The 14,005-nt window shown below is 68.7% G+C and carries 14 protein-coding genes and 1 pseudogene; 4 read left to right on the forward strand and 11 right to left on the reverse strand.

The window, feature by feature from the left end; genetic code table 11:
- From AWC08_RS38615 to AWC08_RS23980, 4 genes and pseudogenes are all read right to left on the reverse strand, one after another.
- The coding region (locus tag AWC08_RS38615; RefSeq protein WP_336442451.1) for a PGRS repeat-containing protein at positions 1-233 on the reverse strand (233 nt) is incomplete at its 3' end.
- A 105-nt stretch (positions 234-338) separates the two neighbouring features.
- Positions 339-557: pseudogene (locus AWC08_RS38620) on the reverse strand (PE family protein); the annotation flags it as partial.
- Between the two features lie 138 nt (positions 558-695).
- Complete coding sequence (locus AWC08_RS23975; RefSeq protein ID WP_069434662.1) at positions 696-1,427, reverse strand: TIGR03089 family protein; 732 nt, start codon at positions 1,425-1,427, stop codon at positions 696-698.
- Positions 1,415-2,893 (reverse strand): LCP family protein, encoded by a 1,479-nt coding sequence (locus AWC08_RS23980; protein ID WP_372511603.1) that lies wholly within the window; start codon positions 2,891-2,893, stop codon positions 1,415-1,417. Before AWC08_RS23980 ends, AWC08_RS23975 begins: the two co-directional genes overlap by 13 nt.
- 64 nt (positions 2,894-2,957) lie before the next feature.
- Between AWC08_RS23980 and rfbD the strand changes: the two genes are divergently transcribed.
- Genes rfbD through manB form a run of 3 tightly spaced genes read left to right on the forward strand, consistent with a single transcriptional unit; the run spans position 2,958 to position 5,836 of the window.
- The gene (gene rfbD / locus AWC08_RS23985) at positions 2,958-3,851 is read left to right on the forward strand and encodes a dTDP-4-dehydrorhamnose reductase (RefSeq protein WP_069434660.1); all 894 of its coding nucleotides are present in this window, start codon (positions 2,958-2,960) and stop codon (positions 3,849-3,851) included.
- The gene (locus AWC08_RS23990; protein WP_065135566.1) at positions 3,844-4,755 is read left to right on the forward strand and encodes a glycosyltransferase family 2 protein; all 912 of its coding nucleotides are present in this window, start codon (positions 3,844-3,846) and stop codon (positions 4,753-4,755) included. Before rfbD ends, AWC08_RS23990 begins: the two co-directional genes overlap by 8 nt.
- 1 nt (position 4,756) lies before the next feature.
- Positions 4,757-5,836, forward strand: coding sequence for a mannose-1-phosphate guanylyltransferase (gene manB / locus AWC08_RS23995; RefSeq protein WP_065135565.1), 1,080 nt, complete (start codon positions 4,757-4,759; stop codon positions 5,834-5,836).
- A 42-nt stretch (positions 5,837-5,878) separates the two neighbouring features.
- On the opposite strand, the gene AWC08_RS24000 is transcribed toward manB, so the two are convergent.
- The 4 genes from AWC08_RS24000 to AWC08_RS24015 are packed head-to-tail and all read right to left on the reverse strand — an operon-like array spanning position 5,879 to position 9,855.
- Positions 5,879-7,582, reverse strand: coding sequence for an FAD-dependent monooxygenase (locus tag AWC08_RS24000; RefSeq protein WP_069434659.1), 1,704 nt, complete (start codon positions 7,580-7,582; stop codon positions 5,879-5,881).
- Positions 7,579-8,094, reverse strand: a complete 516-nt coding sequence (locus AWC08_RS24005; RefSeq protein WP_065135563.1) for a VOC family protein — start codon at positions 8,092-8,094, stop codon at positions 7,579-7,581. Before AWC08_RS24005 ends, AWC08_RS24000 begins: the two co-directional genes overlap by 4 nt.
- Positions 8,095-8,109: 15 nt before the next feature.
- Positions 8,110-8,985, reverse strand: coding sequence for a fumarylacetoacetate hydrolase family protein (locus tag AWC08_RS24010; protein WP_065135562.1), 876 nt, complete (start codon positions 8,983-8,985; stop codon positions 8,110-8,112).
- A 21-nt stretch (positions 8,986-9,006) separates the two neighbouring features.
- The gene (locus tag AWC08_RS24015) at positions 9,007-9,855 is read right to left on the reverse strand and encodes an LLM class F420-dependent oxidoreductase (protein ID WP_065135561.1); all 849 of its coding nucleotides are present in this window, start codon (positions 9,853-9,855) and stop codon (positions 9,007-9,009) included.
- Positions 9,856-9,960: 105 nt separating this feature from the next.
- Here AWC08_RS24015 and AWC08_RS24020 point away from each other — a divergent pair, with 105 nt between their 5' ends.
- On the forward strand, positions 9,961-10,542 hold the full coding sequence (locus AWC08_RS24020) for a TetR/AcrR family transcriptional regulator (RefSeq protein WP_065135560.1): 582 nt from the start codon (positions 9,961-9,963) through the stop codon (positions 10,540-10,542).
- Between the two features lie 6 nt (positions 10,543-10,548).
- Here AWC08_RS24020 and AWC08_RS24025 read toward each other — a convergent pair whose 3' ends face one another.
- From AWC08_RS24025 to AWC08_RS24035, 3 genes are read right to left on the reverse strand one after another with little or no spacing between them, the layout of a single operon-like run.
- The gene (locus AWC08_RS24025) at positions 10,549-11,094 is read right to left on the reverse strand and encodes an NUDIX domain-containing protein (RefSeq protein ID WP_069434664.1); all 546 of its coding nucleotides are present in this window, start codon (positions 11,092-11,094) and stop codon (positions 10,549-10,551) included.
- A complete protein-coding gene (locus tag AWC08_RS24030) occupies positions 11,091-12,659 on the reverse strand; it encodes an Eco57I restriction-modification methylase domain-containing protein (protein ID WP_065135559.1) in 1,569 nt (522 codons plus the stop codon). Before AWC08_RS24030 ends, AWC08_RS24025 begins: the two co-directional genes overlap by 4 nt.
- Positions 12,656-14,005 (reverse strand): coenzyme F420-0:L-glutamate ligase, encoded by a 1,350-nt coding sequence (locus AWC08_RS24035; RefSeq protein WP_069434663.1) that lies wholly within the window; start codon positions 14,003-14,005, stop codon positions 12,656-12,658. The genes AWC08_RS24030 and AWC08_RS24035 overlap by 4 nt, the downstream gene beginning before the upstream one ends.

A 14,005-nucleotide genomic window follows, 5' to 3' on the forward strand; every position in this document is an offset into this window, starting at 1 on the left:
GCCCCGGCCTTGCCTGCCATCCCGGCACCGCCGGCCCCGCCGGCGCCGCCACGACCGAACAACCCGGCGTCACCGCCGCGGCCCCCGGCCTGACCAGCGGCCCCCGAGCCGCCGTTGCCGCCGTTGCCCCACAGCAAGCCACCCGCCCCGCCGTTGGCGCCGGTCCCCGCTGCGCCGTTGGCGCCATCACCGATCAGCGGACGCCCCAGCAGGACATTGGTGGGGGCGTTGATTGCTCCCAGCACCGCCTCCTCGAAGGCCTGCAACGGGCCTGCACTGGCGGCCTCGGCCCACCCGTAGGCGCCACCCGCACCGGACAACGCCCGTACAAAGCGATCGTGAAACGCCGCCGCCTCGGCATGAAACGCCTGGTACTGGTGGCCGTGGCTGGAAAACAAAGCCGCGATTGCTGCCGAGACCTCGTCATCCGCCGCAGCCAGCACACCCGTGGTCGCACCTGCCGCTGCGGCGCTGGCGGTCCCGACCGCATGCCCCACCCCCGCCGCGTCAGCGGCCGCACCAGCGATCACATCCGGCAACACGAATACGAAAGACATCGCTTCTCCTCAGTGGCACGAACCAGCAGCAATGCTGGTGCGACAACTCACAATTGGTCGGCTGCCCGGGGCCGAACGCATCGTATAGCCCCGCAGTGGGCCAGGTCACACTTTCGCTCGATCGCCCTGGTGGGCCTTTCAGAGCACGCGGGTCACCTTCTCCATTTCGATCCGCCGCTGCACCGCTGCCGGATCGGGATTGGCCACCTGCACCAAGGATCCGCCGACGGACAACACCGCCAACAGCCCGTCCACCACCTTCTCCGGCCGCTCCCAGGTCGCCGTCGACAGCACCCGCTCGCCAGATGTCAGGCCCTGCATCGCCGCCGATTGCACGCAGGACGCCATCAGCTGAGCGACCGATTGGCCGGCCAGCGCCGGTCCGGGCTGAGGTTCGGGAACGATCTGGTCGCCGTGCACCCGCACCGCCGTGGCGTAGTCGGTGACGCCGATCGGGAGGTCGGGGACGGGCCGGCCGAACGGGTCCAGCGACAGCACCGCGACTTCACCGCCGGCAACCAGGGCATCCGCCTCGTCCAGTCGGTCGGTGGTACACAACGCGATATCCACGGAACCTTCCGGGGCGTCGTCGAGCACCGCCTCGGCACCGATCCACCACACCCCGAACAGCACCGCCGCGGTCTGCCAGTGCGCCGGCAACAACACCCCGACCCGGCTGCCCGGCCCGGCGCCCAACTCGTCACGCAACAGGTTGGCCGTCTTGGCTGCCCAGTTGGCCAGTGTCACGGCGGACAGTTCGATACGCTCGCCGGTCGCATCGTCGTAGTAGGTGATGCGCGGGCCGACCGGGTCGGCACGCAGCAACGGGTCGAGGATGGCCCCGGACAGGGTCGCGTTCAGTTGATGCACTCCGGCTTCTCCGAGCCCGCGGTGAGGATCGGCGACGGCGCCGGAACGTTGCTGCTGTTGACCGAGCCGACGGTGGACGCACGCGCGGATGTCGGCGAGGTGCCGTCAAGGCCCGAACCCGGGCCCGTGTAGTCGTTGGCCAGCACCACCCGCACTGACCCGGCAGGAATCGAGGAGTCGGCGACGACGGGCAGTCCGCCCAGTTGACGGGCGATTTCCTGGGCGCCCAGATCGTCGGTCTTGGCGGCGCGGACCTGGCTGTTCTTGACGTGGCTGCCCTCGTTGTTGCCGGCCGAACCGGCGGTGAAGCCCTTGGCGCTGAGCACGTCGAGCACCGCCGACGCCAAGCCGTTGATGTCGGTGTCATTCATCACGTTGGCGGTGGTCTTGCCGGGTGTGTAGGCCAGTTCCTCGGTCTTGCCCTGGTCCTGTTCGTGCAGCAGCCCGCCGACCCATTCCTGGACCGCGTGCGCGTCGACCCGCACCACGCTCTGCATGCCGTCGTCGCTCCAGCCGGCGCCGTCGAGCACCGGGATGGTGGCGAACGCGACGTTGCCACCGGTCAGCTTCGACACCTGCTGCACGAAGTCCATGATGTCCCAGCCCGCCGACAGCACCACCGACCGTTGCACGGCGGCCTCCAGTCGCTTGAGCGTGGCGGGGCTGGAGAGCGTCTTGCCGGAGATCACCCGGTGGGCCAGCGACGCCATCACCGCCTGCTGGCGCACCACCCGGTCCAGGTCGCCACGCGGCAGTTCGTGGCGCTGCCGGACGAAGCTCAGGGCCTGCGGGCCGTTGAGCCGCTGTTGCCCGGCCGGGAAGTCGGCACCCGAAAGCGGTTCGTAGACAGCCTCTTTGAGACAGACCTCGACGCCACCGAGGGCATCGGCGATCAGGGCGAAGCCGAGCAGGCCGATTTCGGCGTAGTGGTCGACGGTGACGCCGGTGAGGTCGGCCACCGTCTTGATCAGCGCTTCGCGGCCGGCCTCGGTGCCGGCGGCCGCGGCTTCGGTCGCCGAGGCGCCCGCCTGCACCAGGCTGGTCCGCTTGATCTCGCGGGTCTGGCCGTACACGCCGTTGATCTTCGTCTTGCCGAGTCCGGGGGCCTGCACGTAGGAGTCGCGGGGGACGGAGATCGCGGTCGCAGACTTCCCGTTGTTCGGTATCCGGACCAGGATGATGGTGTCGGTGTTGGTGGCTTCCTCGTCGCCGGCCCGCAGCGTGGCCAGTTCCTCGGCGGTCAACGGGTTGCCGTGCGCGTCGGTGCGGCTGTCGAGACCGACCAGCAGAATGTCGATCGCACCGTCGTCGGCGCCGTGGCCCAGCGAGGGCGCGGACATGTGGAAAATGCCGTCTTCGAAAGAGCGGACATTGCTCCAGGCCACCCCGGTGCCGAGTACGACGACGACAGCCAGAGCGGTACAAACCACACGGGTCACACGAGCCACACTTTGCGCAGGCATCACTGTAGGCTACTTGTGCAACAGTCGCTTTCCGGGTAGCCGGACTCGGCGTGCCAGACTCGAACACATGTCAGGCAGGCTAGTAATCACCGGTGCGGGCGGGCAGCTGGGCACGCTGGTGACGGCGCAGGCCACCCGCGCGGGCCGCGACGTGCTGGCCAGAACCTCGTCAGAATGGGACATCACCGACGCCGCCGCGGCTGAGGCGATCATCCGGACCGGCGATGTCGTGGTCAACTGCGCCGCCTACACCGACGTCGACGGCGCCGAGACTGACCAGGCCCGCGCCTATGCCGTGAACGCGAGCGCCCCGGAGAACATGGCCCGGGCTTGCGCGCGCACCGGCGCCCGGCTGATCCACGTCTCGACGGACTACGTCTTCAACGGCGACTTCAACGGTGGGCCTGCGCGCCCCTACGAGCCCGGCGACCCCACCGGCCCGCAGGGCGTCTATGCCCAGAGCAAGCTTGCGGGGGAGCAGGCCGCGCTCGCGGCGCTGCCGGAGGCCGTCGTGGTGCGCACCGCCTGGGTGTACACCGGCGGGACCGACCGCAACGACTTCGTCGCCGTCATGCAACGGTTGGCGGCCAAGGACGGTCCGATCAAGGTGGTCGACGACCAGACCGGCTCGCCCACCTACGCAGCAGACCTGGCGGCCGCGCTGCTGGAGCTCGCCGATAGCCCGGTGCGAGGCCAGGTGCTGCACGCCGCCAACAAGGGCGTGGTGTCGCGCTTCGAGTGGGCACAGGCAGTGTTCGAGGAAAGCGGCGCCGACCCGCAGCGGGTGACACCGTGCAGCAGCGACGAGTTTCCGCGGCCCGCGGCGCGCCCGTCGTACTCCGCGCTGTCCGGACGATCCTGGGCGGCCGCCGGCCTGACCCCGCTGCGGCCTTGGCGTCCTGCCCTGAAAGCGGCGCTGACGGCGGCCGCCGACCGACCGATACCCTCTACGCGTGACTGACGTGCTGCCGGTCGTCGCGGTGACCTACTCGCCGGGCCCGCACTTGGAGCGGTTCCTGGCGTCGTTGTCGCTGGCCACCGACCGCCCGGTGGGCGTGCTGCTGGCCGACAACGGATCTACCGACGGCACCCCGGAAGCGGCCGTCGAGCGCTACCCGAACGTGCGCCTGATGCCCACCGGCGCCAACCTCGGATACGGCACGGCGGTCAACCGCACCGTCGCCAAGCTGCGCGAATCCGGGGAGTGGGATGACGAGTGGGTGATCGTCGCCAACCCGGATGTGCAGTGGGGCCCGGGCAGCATCGACGCCCTGCTGGACGCGGCCGCCCGCTGGCCGCGCGCCGGCGCGCTGGGTCCGCTGATCCGCGACCCTGACGGGTCGGTGTACCCGTCGGCACGCCACCTGCCCAGCCTGGTCCGCGGCGGCATGCACGCGGTGCTCGGACCGGTCTGGCCGCGCAACCGGTGGACGCGCGCCTACCGGCAGGAGCACCTCGATCCCAGCGAACGGCCGGTCGGCTGGCTCTCGGGATCGTGTCTGCTGGTGCGCCGGTCGGCGTTCGATCAGATCGGCGGCTTCGACGAGCGCTACTTCATGTACATGGAGGATGTCGACCTCGGCGACCGGCTTGGCAAGGCCGGCTGGCTGTCCATCTATGTGCCGTCGGCCGAGGTGCTGCACCACAAGGGTCACTCGACCGGGCGCGATCCGGGCCGCCATCTGGCCGCCCACCACCGCAGCACTTATATCTTTCTGGCAGACCGGAACACCGGCTGGTGGCGGGCGCCGCTGCGCTGGACGCTGCGGGGATCGCTCGCGGTGCGCTCGCGCGTGATGGTGCGCAACGCGGTGCGCCGGTCGCGCCGGTCGGCGCGGGAAGAACTGGCAGAAGGGCGGCGCTGAAGTGGCAACCCATGACGTGGACGCGGTGGTCCTGGTCGGCGGCAAGGGCACCCGGCTGCGGCCGCTGACGCTCTCGGCGCCCAAGCCGATGTTGCCGACGGCAGGTCTGCCGTTCCTTACCCACCTCTTGTCGCGGATCGCCGCGGCCGGCATCGAGCACGTGGTGCTGGGCACCTCCTATCGGGCCGAGGTCTTCGAGGCCGAGTTCGGCGACGGGTCCAAGCTCGGGCTGCAGATCGACTACGTCACCGAGGAGAAGCCGCTGGGCACCGGCGGCGGCATCGCCAACGTCGCCGAAAAGCTGCGCCACGACACCGTCATGGTGTTCAACGGCGACGTGCTCTCCGGCACCGACCTGGGCCAGCTGCTGGCCTTCCACCGCGACCATCAGGCCGATGTCACCCTGCACCTGGTCCGGGTGAGTGATCCCCGGGCGTTCGGTTGCGTCCCCACCGACGACAAGGACCGCGTCGTCGCCTTCCTCGAGAAGACGCAGGACCCGCCGACCGATCAGATCAACGCCGGCTGCTACGTGTTCCAGCGGCCGATCATCGACCGGATCCCGCGGGGACGGGAGGTGTCGGTGGAGCGCGAGGTGTTCCCGGCACTGCTGTCGGACCCGGAGGTGAAGGTGTGCGGCTACGTCGACGCCACCTACTGGCGCGACATGGGCACCCCGGAGGACTTCGTGCGCGGGTCGGCGGACCTGGTGCGCGGCATCGCCCCGTCGCCGGCCCTGCACGGCCAGCGCGGCGAGAGCCTGGTGCACGACGGCGCCGCCGTGGCCCCCGGGGCGCTGCTGATCGGCGGCACCGTGGTGGGGCGCGGTGCCGAGATCGGTCCCGGCGTCCGACTGGACGGCGCGGTCATCTTCGACGGCGTCAAGGTGGAGGCCGGCAGCGTGATCGAGCGTTCGATCATCGGATTCGGCGCCCGCATCGGCCCGCGGGCGCTGATCCGCGACGGCGTGATCGGCGACGGCGCCGACATCGGTGCCCGTTGCGAACTGCTGCGCGGTGCGCGGGTGTGGCCGGGCGTCGCGATCCCCGACGGCGGGATCCGCTACTCCTCAGACGTCTGAGCGCGCCGAACGTCGCGCTACAGTCACGTTCGTCGCCGAGCGTTACGCCACGGTCACGCTCGGCGCATGGCCAGCGAGCACGCGGGGCAGAAGTTCGGCGATGTCACCAGATTCGCCGGTCGCCAGTCGCGCGGCGACGTGACCGTCCGGACGCACCAGGACGCAACCGCGCGGGGTGATGCCCAGACCAGCATGCAGATCGGGTGTGGTCGCCTCGATGTCGCGGTCCAGCACATACGCGACACTCGGGACGTCGGCAATACGGTCGAGTTGCTTCACATGGTCCGCCCCGTCCCGGCCGGTGATGAGCAGGAAGTGCGGCCCGACGAGGTCCAGCGTGGAAATCACCCGGTCCGAGCACTTGACCCAGAAGTGAGGCAAGCGGCTACCCGGCCGCGCCAGCGGAACGAAGTCCACTGCGGGATCCCCGCTTTCGGGCAGCGGGGTCAGGTCAGGCACTACCGCAGCGCGACGCATGTCGTAGCGGTATCCGAGATCCTGGTTCAGCGCGCCGAAGTGTGAGCGCTGGGCTTCGATGGCCGGCCCCAAGTCGGCGCGCTGCTTTGCGGCGATCGCCGCATCGGGGGACTCCAAGCGTTCGACCACAACGCCGGCCGTCGGGCCGATCCCGGTCGAGGCCATCTTGATGGAGTTCATCACCGAATAGTGGGTGTTGGACATGGCGACGGGGCGCCGCTCTACTTGGTAGGAATCCAATAGTGCTGTGCCGGACCACTTCTGGACGACGGCGGCGAGCTTCCACGCGAGATTGTCCGCGTCCGCGATGCCCGTGTTCATTCCGATGCCACCGGTGGGCGGAAAGCGATGCGCGGCATCACCGGCCAGAAACACCCGGCCGTCGCGATAGCGCGACGCGGTCTCGGCGCACATCGTCCAGCCTCCCACGCTTTGGATTTCGACGGGAATGTCGTTGGTGCCCAGCCCGTCACGGACTATGGCTGCGCAGCGTGCCGGCGTGAAATCGGCGACCGATTCCTGCGCGGGGTTGTATTCGAAGTTGTAGGTCCAGCGCCGCTTGCCATCCATAGCGACAAAAGCGCCACGGGCGGTGCTGTTGATCGTCCAGTACAACACCGCGCCCCTGTCGCCGATGAGATCGGTCAGGTCGGCGTCGAAGCAGACGTTGATCTGCTGTGCCAGCGGCGGCATCCCGTTCATCGGTATGCCGCGATGTCGGCGTACCCAACTGGTGGCGCCGTCGGCGCCGATCACGTACTCGGCGAGCACCGCGGTGGTCTCACCGCCTCGGCTCACCGTCACCTGCACACCGTCTTCGGTGTCGGCGAGGTCGACCACCTCTGTGCCCCAACGCAAGTCGCAGCATCCCTGCTGGCTGACCAGATCGACGAGATGCCGCTGAACCCGGTCCTGAGCGCATGACTGCGTCATCTCGGGCGAGCAGGTCAGGCGAACGGCAAGGCGCTCGGCAGGCTCCTCCATCAGATTGAGCCGTCCGAGTTCCTCTCCGGCCAACGTGGTGGTCCAGACGATGCGGGTCAACCATTCCCGCGGCAGCGAATCGGCAGCGACGGAGGTGGCGATTCCCCAATTGCGCAGCAGTTCCATCGTCCGGGTGTTGACCACGTGCGCGCGCGGGTGCGGGTTGATGCTGCTGTGCTGCTCGCAGGCGATGCTACGCACTCCGAATCTTCCGAGAACGTAGGCGGCGGCGAGTCCAACCGGGCCGGCGCCCACGATGAGGACCGGAATCCTCGGCGCGCTCATCGCTGTTTGACCAGATCGGAGAACGCCTCGCCGGCGTTCATGCGCTCGAGCAGTTCGTCGGGGTCGAAGGTGGTGCCGATCGGATTCTTCTCGAAGTCACCAGAGGCGAACCATTTTTCGAGATCCGCTTCGGTCTGGAAGTTGTCGATCTGCAGCTCGATGTGGTTCCCGTCGGGATCCTCGAAGTACAGCGACGTCGTCGGCCCGTGGTTGACGCACCAGAACGGTGTAAGGCCCTTGTCGCGCAGCCGGGTGTAGGTGCCGAGCAGCTCAGCCAATGTCGCGTAGGTGAATGCCACATGGTGCAGACCGGTGTGACCACTGGTGGGCCGGACATCAGAACCCGTGGCCATGAACGCAACCCGGTGATGTTCGTCGTCGTAGGTCATGAACGCGATGAGGTCGTTGGCGAACGCGACCCGACCCTCCAGGACGTCGCAATACCAATCCAGCATGGTCTGCAATTGGCCGGTTTTGAGCACGACGTGGGCAAGTTTGACTGGCGATGCCATGGTGGGCCTCCTGTACTAGGTGACGTCACCGTTGGCGACGACGTGGTTGGTCAGTGTTCCGATTCGTTCGGCGGTGATCTCGACGACGTCTCCAGGTGCGAGGAAGGTGCCCGAGAACTGGCCGACGCCCTTGGGTGATCCGGTGAGCAGCACGTCTCCCGGCTCGAGGGTGAAGTAATGCGAGACGTAAGAGATGAGTTCTGAGATCTGATAGACGAATTCGGTGGTGCGCGAGTCCTGGCGCACCTCCCCATTGACGACGGTCCGCACGGCGAGGTCCAGCGGCTCGTCGAACTCGTCGGCGGTGACCAGGCACGGACCGAGCGGCTTGAAGGTGTCGAAGCTCTTGGCATGGCCGACTGTCAGCGTCACGTCGCCGCCCATTGCCCGACGTTGGATGTCTCTGGCCGAGACGTCGTTGGCGACGGTCAGGCCTGCCAGACAGGACCATGCCCGGGACGCGGGAACGCGCGTCGCGGCCGTTCCGATGACTGCGGCGATCTCGCCCTCGTAGTCGACCATCGCCGGCGCGATGTCGGGCAACACGATCGCCTCCCCCGGCCCGATCACCGCAGATCCCGGAGTCTGTTGGAAGTTCGGTTCGGTCGGCAGCTGCATCTCGCGGCCGAACGCCTTCATGACTTCCAACACCTCTTCGGCGTGGCTGCGGTAGTTCAAGCCGACAATCGGCACCTTCCCCGGGCGCGGAACCGGGGCCAGGATCTTGCGCGTGTGCATCGGAACCCGCTCGCGCACAGTAGCATTCGACGCGGCAGCCAGGCCCCGTCCGCGCAGGAGCTCGCCGAGATCGGCTTCGGGCAGGTCGAGCAGCGAGAGTTCGCCGTCGCGGTCTTCGCGTGCAATGCCCTGGTCGGTGGTGTACAGCCGCATGAGGGTTTCTCCGTTCTGTGGTCAGCGAAAATGGTCGAGTAGGCGCTGATAGACCTCGACCGCGGCGCGCGCCTGCGACGCGGACATCGGCGGGACGAACAACAGCGCTCGGTGGATGCCGGCGTCTCGATAGCTCTCGAGCGTTCCAAGGTCGGGGCCGCAGCCGTACACCGTCACCTCGAACTGCGACAAATCACGACCGAGCTCGTGGGCCTGCGTGCGCACGGTGTCCATGTGCGCGGCGAAGTCGCTGTCACCACGGCCGAGCAGTGGGATCCAGCCCTGACCGTGCCGAAGCGCCCGGCGCAGACCGCCCGGTATGCGCCCACCGAAGTGCAGGGGCGGATGGGGGTCCTGGACCGGTTTGGGCCAGCTGAAGATCGGGTCGAAGTCGACGAACTTACCGTGGTATTCGGCCTCGTCGGTGGTCCAGATCGCTTTCATTGCCTCGATGCGTTCGCGGAGCACCTGCCACCGGTCGGCAATGTCTGTTCCGTGGTTCGCCATTTCCTCGGCGTTCCAGCCGCCGCCGACACCGACTGCGACCCGCCCGCTCGACATGACGTCCAGCGACGCCACCGACTTCGCAAACTGAATCGGATCCCGTTGGGCGACAAGCGCGATCCCGAACCCGAGCCTGATGCGGTCGGTCACCGCGGCGGCTGCCGCCATTGCCGACACCGGGTCGAGGACCCGGCTGTAGAACTCCGGCAGTTCGTCGCCGCCGGGCCACGGCGACAGACGGGAGACCGGGATGTGGCTGTGTTCGGCGAACCACAGGGACTCGAATCCGGCGTCCTCGGCGAGTACGGCCAGCTCGGCAGGCAGCAGCCCGTGCGCCGTCGGGAAGGTGCACAGCCCCAGCTTCATCTCAACTCATCCTTCCGTTTCTTGATCGACAGTCAAGTAGATTCTTGATTACAAGTCAAGAAGCAAAGGCGCCGATCTTGGAAATGGGGCGGTTAGGCTCGGTCCGTGCCCCCGAACCGACGCGGGATTCCGCGGGAACAGCGCCTCGAGTCGGTCATCAACGCAGCCCGCGAACGATTCGAAGGACATGGCTACAAAGGGACGAGCATCGGCGACATCGCCCGCGACGTCGGCGTCAACACCGGCTCGATCCACTGGTACTTCCCCAGCAAAGACGATTTGTTCGCCGCTGTGCTGCGCCGTATTGCCCAGGAGTCGAAAACATCAGTCGACGCCGCCCTCGAGGCGGGTCAAACCCCGATGCAGGCCCTGGTCGGTTTCCTTACGTCCGCGGAGAGATACCGCGGGCTGCATGTGGACGCGCACGACCGGGCTGACGAAAGCGCCGCCGTCGCCGACGCCCACGACCAGATGCACCAATGGCTCGACGACCTGCTCCTCGCGGTCGTCGAACCGCAACTGGGGGCGGGGCAAGATATCGGGATCATCGCCGATACGGCGCACATCATGTTCGAAGGGCTGCTCGGCAGCACAATCTCGCGCGACCGGCCCTTTGAGGAGATCGTGCAGTTCCTGGTCGACATGCTGGTCGCCGCAGCAGCCCAGTCGACCCGGCGCAGCCGTTAACGCCCGTTAAGCTTGGACGCGGCCCACCGCACGGCCCACCAAGTACTCCAGCGCGTGATCGGTGCCCGGCGGCAACTCGCCCGCCGGCCACCACCGCAGGTCGTCGGACTCGTCGCTGAGCACGATCTGCGCTCCGGCTGGGGCCTGTGCCACGAACTGCAGATCCAGGTGCCGCGTCGGAATTCCCAGCGAGCAGGTCACCGGATGCACATGCACGGCAACAAGTTCGGGCCGCAACCGCAGGCCTGCGACGCCGGATTCCTCGGTCGCCTCCCGGGCAGCGGCGGCCAGGATATCGGCGTCCTCGTGCTCACAGTGCCCGCCCAACTGCACCCAGCGGCCCAGCCGGGGGTGCAGGGTGAGCAGCACCCGCTCGCCGGTGTCGTCGAGCACCAGGGTGGACGCGGTGACGTGACCGGGTTCGCATTCGCGCAGGCATGCATCGGTGCGGGCCAGCACGAACCCCAGCACCGCCTCGGCCAGCGACTCCTGCGCCGGGTTCGGCGCCCGCCAGTCGGTGAGCAGCGTGATCACCGAGTCCCGCACGCTCATCGCGACCCCCTCCTGGTCCGGCGGCCCTGCAGCGCGAGCCACGCCGTGCGGCACTGCGTCACCACCTGCGCCGGAACCCCCAGCGCCTCGATCAGCACCCGCCGGTCCACCAGGTCCAGTGCCTTCTCAATCTCGTTGGCCCGCAACAACAGATCGACGTCAGCGGCCAGGTCGGCGTCGGCGCATGCCGGCGGCGGGATGGGCAACTGTTCGGCCTCGCCGGGCTCGAGCTCCAGGATGCCGCCACCGTAGCTGCGGCCCATGATCTCGGCGAACGCGAAGGTCGCGCTGTTGTGGAAGACAGCGGCCAGCGCGCGGGGGTCGGTGCCGGGGGCGGCGCGCACCCGGTGCACGGTGTCGGTGCTGGTGGCTTCCGCGGCATTGACCGTCAGCCGTGGGGACAGGTGAATTTGGCGCAGCATGAATAGATCCGGAATCCACAGCGACGGCGTGATCCACCACGGCTTGCGCAGCGAGCACTTGTAGCCCCGGTGTACCCCGGCCCGTTCGCCGGCCGCGATGTGCGCAAGCAGCGCCGCATCCTGCGGATCCGCCGGCGCATGCAATAGCCAGGTGCGTTGTCCGGCGTTCAAATCGCTTTTACGACAATCGGTGTCGTAAAACAACCCAGTCAGCTGAGCGCTGCGTGACACCAGCGGCACACAGTGCTCGACGAGCCCCAGTTCGCATGCCTGCGCATCGGTGAAAGTGAAGAAGCTGTTGCGGCCCGTCACGATGCCCACGTCCACCTCGGCGGCGCGGCCGAACCGGGTCAGGACGGCGGATTCCGCGAGGGCGCGCAGCGTGCGTATCTGCGGCGGGTCGAGGAAGTAGGCGGTCCACTTCTCCCGTTCGTGCAGCAACGCGGGGGCCGAGGGCGCCCGCAGGTCCGCCTCGGCAAGGCCGTCGGCGTCGTCGAGTTGCACCGTGCGAATGCGCGCCGGTCCTGAACCGACGACGCCGCAGAACAACACCACCTCCTGCAGCACACCGTCGAACACCAGGCGCCGGAAGCTCACCAGCGTGATCTCCCGGTAGCGGCTCACCAGGAAGTCGCGCAGCTGGGCCGCGTAGGAGACCTGCAGCAGCTCGGCGGGCAGCACCAGCCCCACCCGGCCGCCCTCGCGCACCAGGGTGGTGGCGGCCACCACGAACGGCACCCAGGCATTGGTCAACCGGTTGGGACGCAACCCTTCTCGGCGCAGGACGGCCATCGCCGGCTCGCGCTGCCCCGCGTTCCAGTGTCCGAACCGGATATAGGGCGGGTTGCCCGCGACGCCGTCCCAGCCGCTACCGCCGGACCAGGAGAACAGGTCGGCGGTGTCGACCGGCGCGAACACCCGCGCCTTGGCCGCTTCGGCGGCAACGAGTTCCACCCCGCGGGCCCCGTCGGTGAGGGCGGCCAGCTCACGCAGGATTCGCCCGTCGCCACACGACGGCTCCAGCACTCGAGGTCCGGCCTGGGTGACCCAGCCGGCCAGGAAGCGGGCGATCGGCGCCGGGGTGTAATAGCCGCCGCGAATCTTGTCGGCCGTGATGCCCGCCTTGCCCGCGAACGTCTTCATTTGCGGATCAACAAGTCCGTCACCGGTACCGGCTCGCGCAACCCCGCGGGCTCGGCGGCATATCCGACGGCGACGGCGCCCAGCGGCTCCCAATCACTCGGCAGCGCAAGCTCCTCGCGGACCAGGTCGGCGGCGAAGATCGTCGACCCGATCCAGCAGCTGCCCACGCCGCGCACGGCCAGCGCGACCAGCAGCGCCTGCACGGCCGCGCCGACCGCGACGGTGAACATGGTGTGTTCGGCGGCGGTGCGGGCGGCGTCCGGGTAGCTGTGAGCGCCGTCGGGCACCAAGAACGGAATGATGACTTCGGGTGCGTCGTAGAGGATCTGGCCGCGGGCCACCCGGCGCTCGACCGAGTCGGCCGGCCGGCCGTCGCCGGTAAGGTCGACGCGCCACTTGTCCTTCATCCGGTCCAGCAGCCGCGTCCGGGCGCCCTCATTCTGCAGCCACACGAACCGCACCGGGCGGGTGTGGTGCGGCGCCGGTGCGGTAAGCGCTTCGGCGACAGCGGATTCGACGATCTCCGGCGGCACCGGCTCGGCGCTGAACCGGCGCACGGATCGGCGCAGCAGCTGGGCCTGGCCGCGGCCCAGCTCGATCGCCTCGGCGGTGCCGAGCCAGAACAAGTCCTCGGTGCCCGCGCGGACCAGGCGGCGGGCCGTCGAGCCGTCGTCGACCGGGTGGAGCCCGCGCACCACCGCCACCGGCATCGCGGTGAGCTTGCCCTTGACCAGGTCGGCCGCGGCCGCGATCTCGTCGGCGACCGCCACCTCGGTGACCACCAGTTCGTTGCCGTGTGCGTCGACCGCACCCGAATAGTTGTGCAGCACCGCCAGGCCCGCGGCACCGACGGCCGCGTCGATCTGGCCGTTGCGCCAAGCGCGGCCCATGGTGTCGGTGATCACGACGCCGACGGTGACGCCGAGTCGCTCGCGCAACCCGGCCCGCAGGGTGGCGGCGCTGGCATCGGGGTCGAGCGGCAGCAACGCCAATTCGGTTCGCCCGACGTTGGATCCGTCCACTCCGGCCGCCGCCTGGATCAGCCCGATCCGGTTCTCGGTGATCAGGGTTCGTTCCTTGCGGGCCAGCACCCGGACCGCCTCGTCGTCGACCAGCTTGCGGCGCAACCGGTCTCGTTCCTCGTCGTCCTCGGGCGCCGGCACCAGCCGGCCCTCGCACTTGGACACCACCTTGCTGGTCACCACCACCACGTCGCCGTCGCGCAGCCAGGGTGCGGCCCCGCTCAGTGCTGCGGCCAGGTCGTCGCCGGGACGGAATTCGGGAAGCCCGGTGACGGGCAGAATTTCGATCCTGGCGGCGGAGCCGTGTTCACCCGCCGGCGGCAG

Source organism: Mycobacterium gordonae, from assembly GCF_002101675.1.
GTDB lineage: Bacteria > Actinomycetota > Actinomycetes > Mycobacteriales > Mycobacteriaceae > Mycobacterium > Mycobacterium gordonae.

Excerpts from the sequence above, each read along its gene's own strand:
- AWC08_RS24005 (WP_065135563.1), bottom strand. The coding sequence starts at position 8,094 with ATGGCATCGCCAGTCAAACTTGCCCACGTCGTGCTCAAAACCGGCCAA.
- rfbD (WP_069434660.1), top strand. The coding sequence starts at position 2,958 with ATGTCAGGCAGGCTAGTAATCACCGGTGCGGGCGGGCAGCTGGGCACG.
- AWC08_RS24025 (WP_069434664.1), bottom strand. The coding sequence starts at position 11,094 with ATGAGCGTGCGGGACTCGGTGATCACGCTGCTCACCGACTGGCGGGCG.
- AWC08_RS24015 (WP_065135561.1), bottom strand. The coding sequence starts at position 9,855 with ATGAAGCTGGGGCTGTGCACCTTCCCGACGGCGCACGGGCTGCTGCCT.
- AWC08_RS24030 (WP_065135559.1), bottom strand. The coding sequence starts at position 12,659 with ATGAAGACGTTCGCGGGCAAGGCGGGCATCACGGCCGACAAGATTCGC.
- AWC08_RS24010 (WP_065135562.1), bottom strand. The coding sequence starts at position 8,985 with ATGCGGCTGTACACCACCGACCAGGGCATTGCACGCGAAGACCGCGAC.
- AWC08_RS24000 (WP_069434659.1), bottom strand. The coding sequence starts at position 7,582 with ATGAGCGCGCCGAGGATTCCGGTCCTCATCGTGGGCGCCGGCCCGGTT.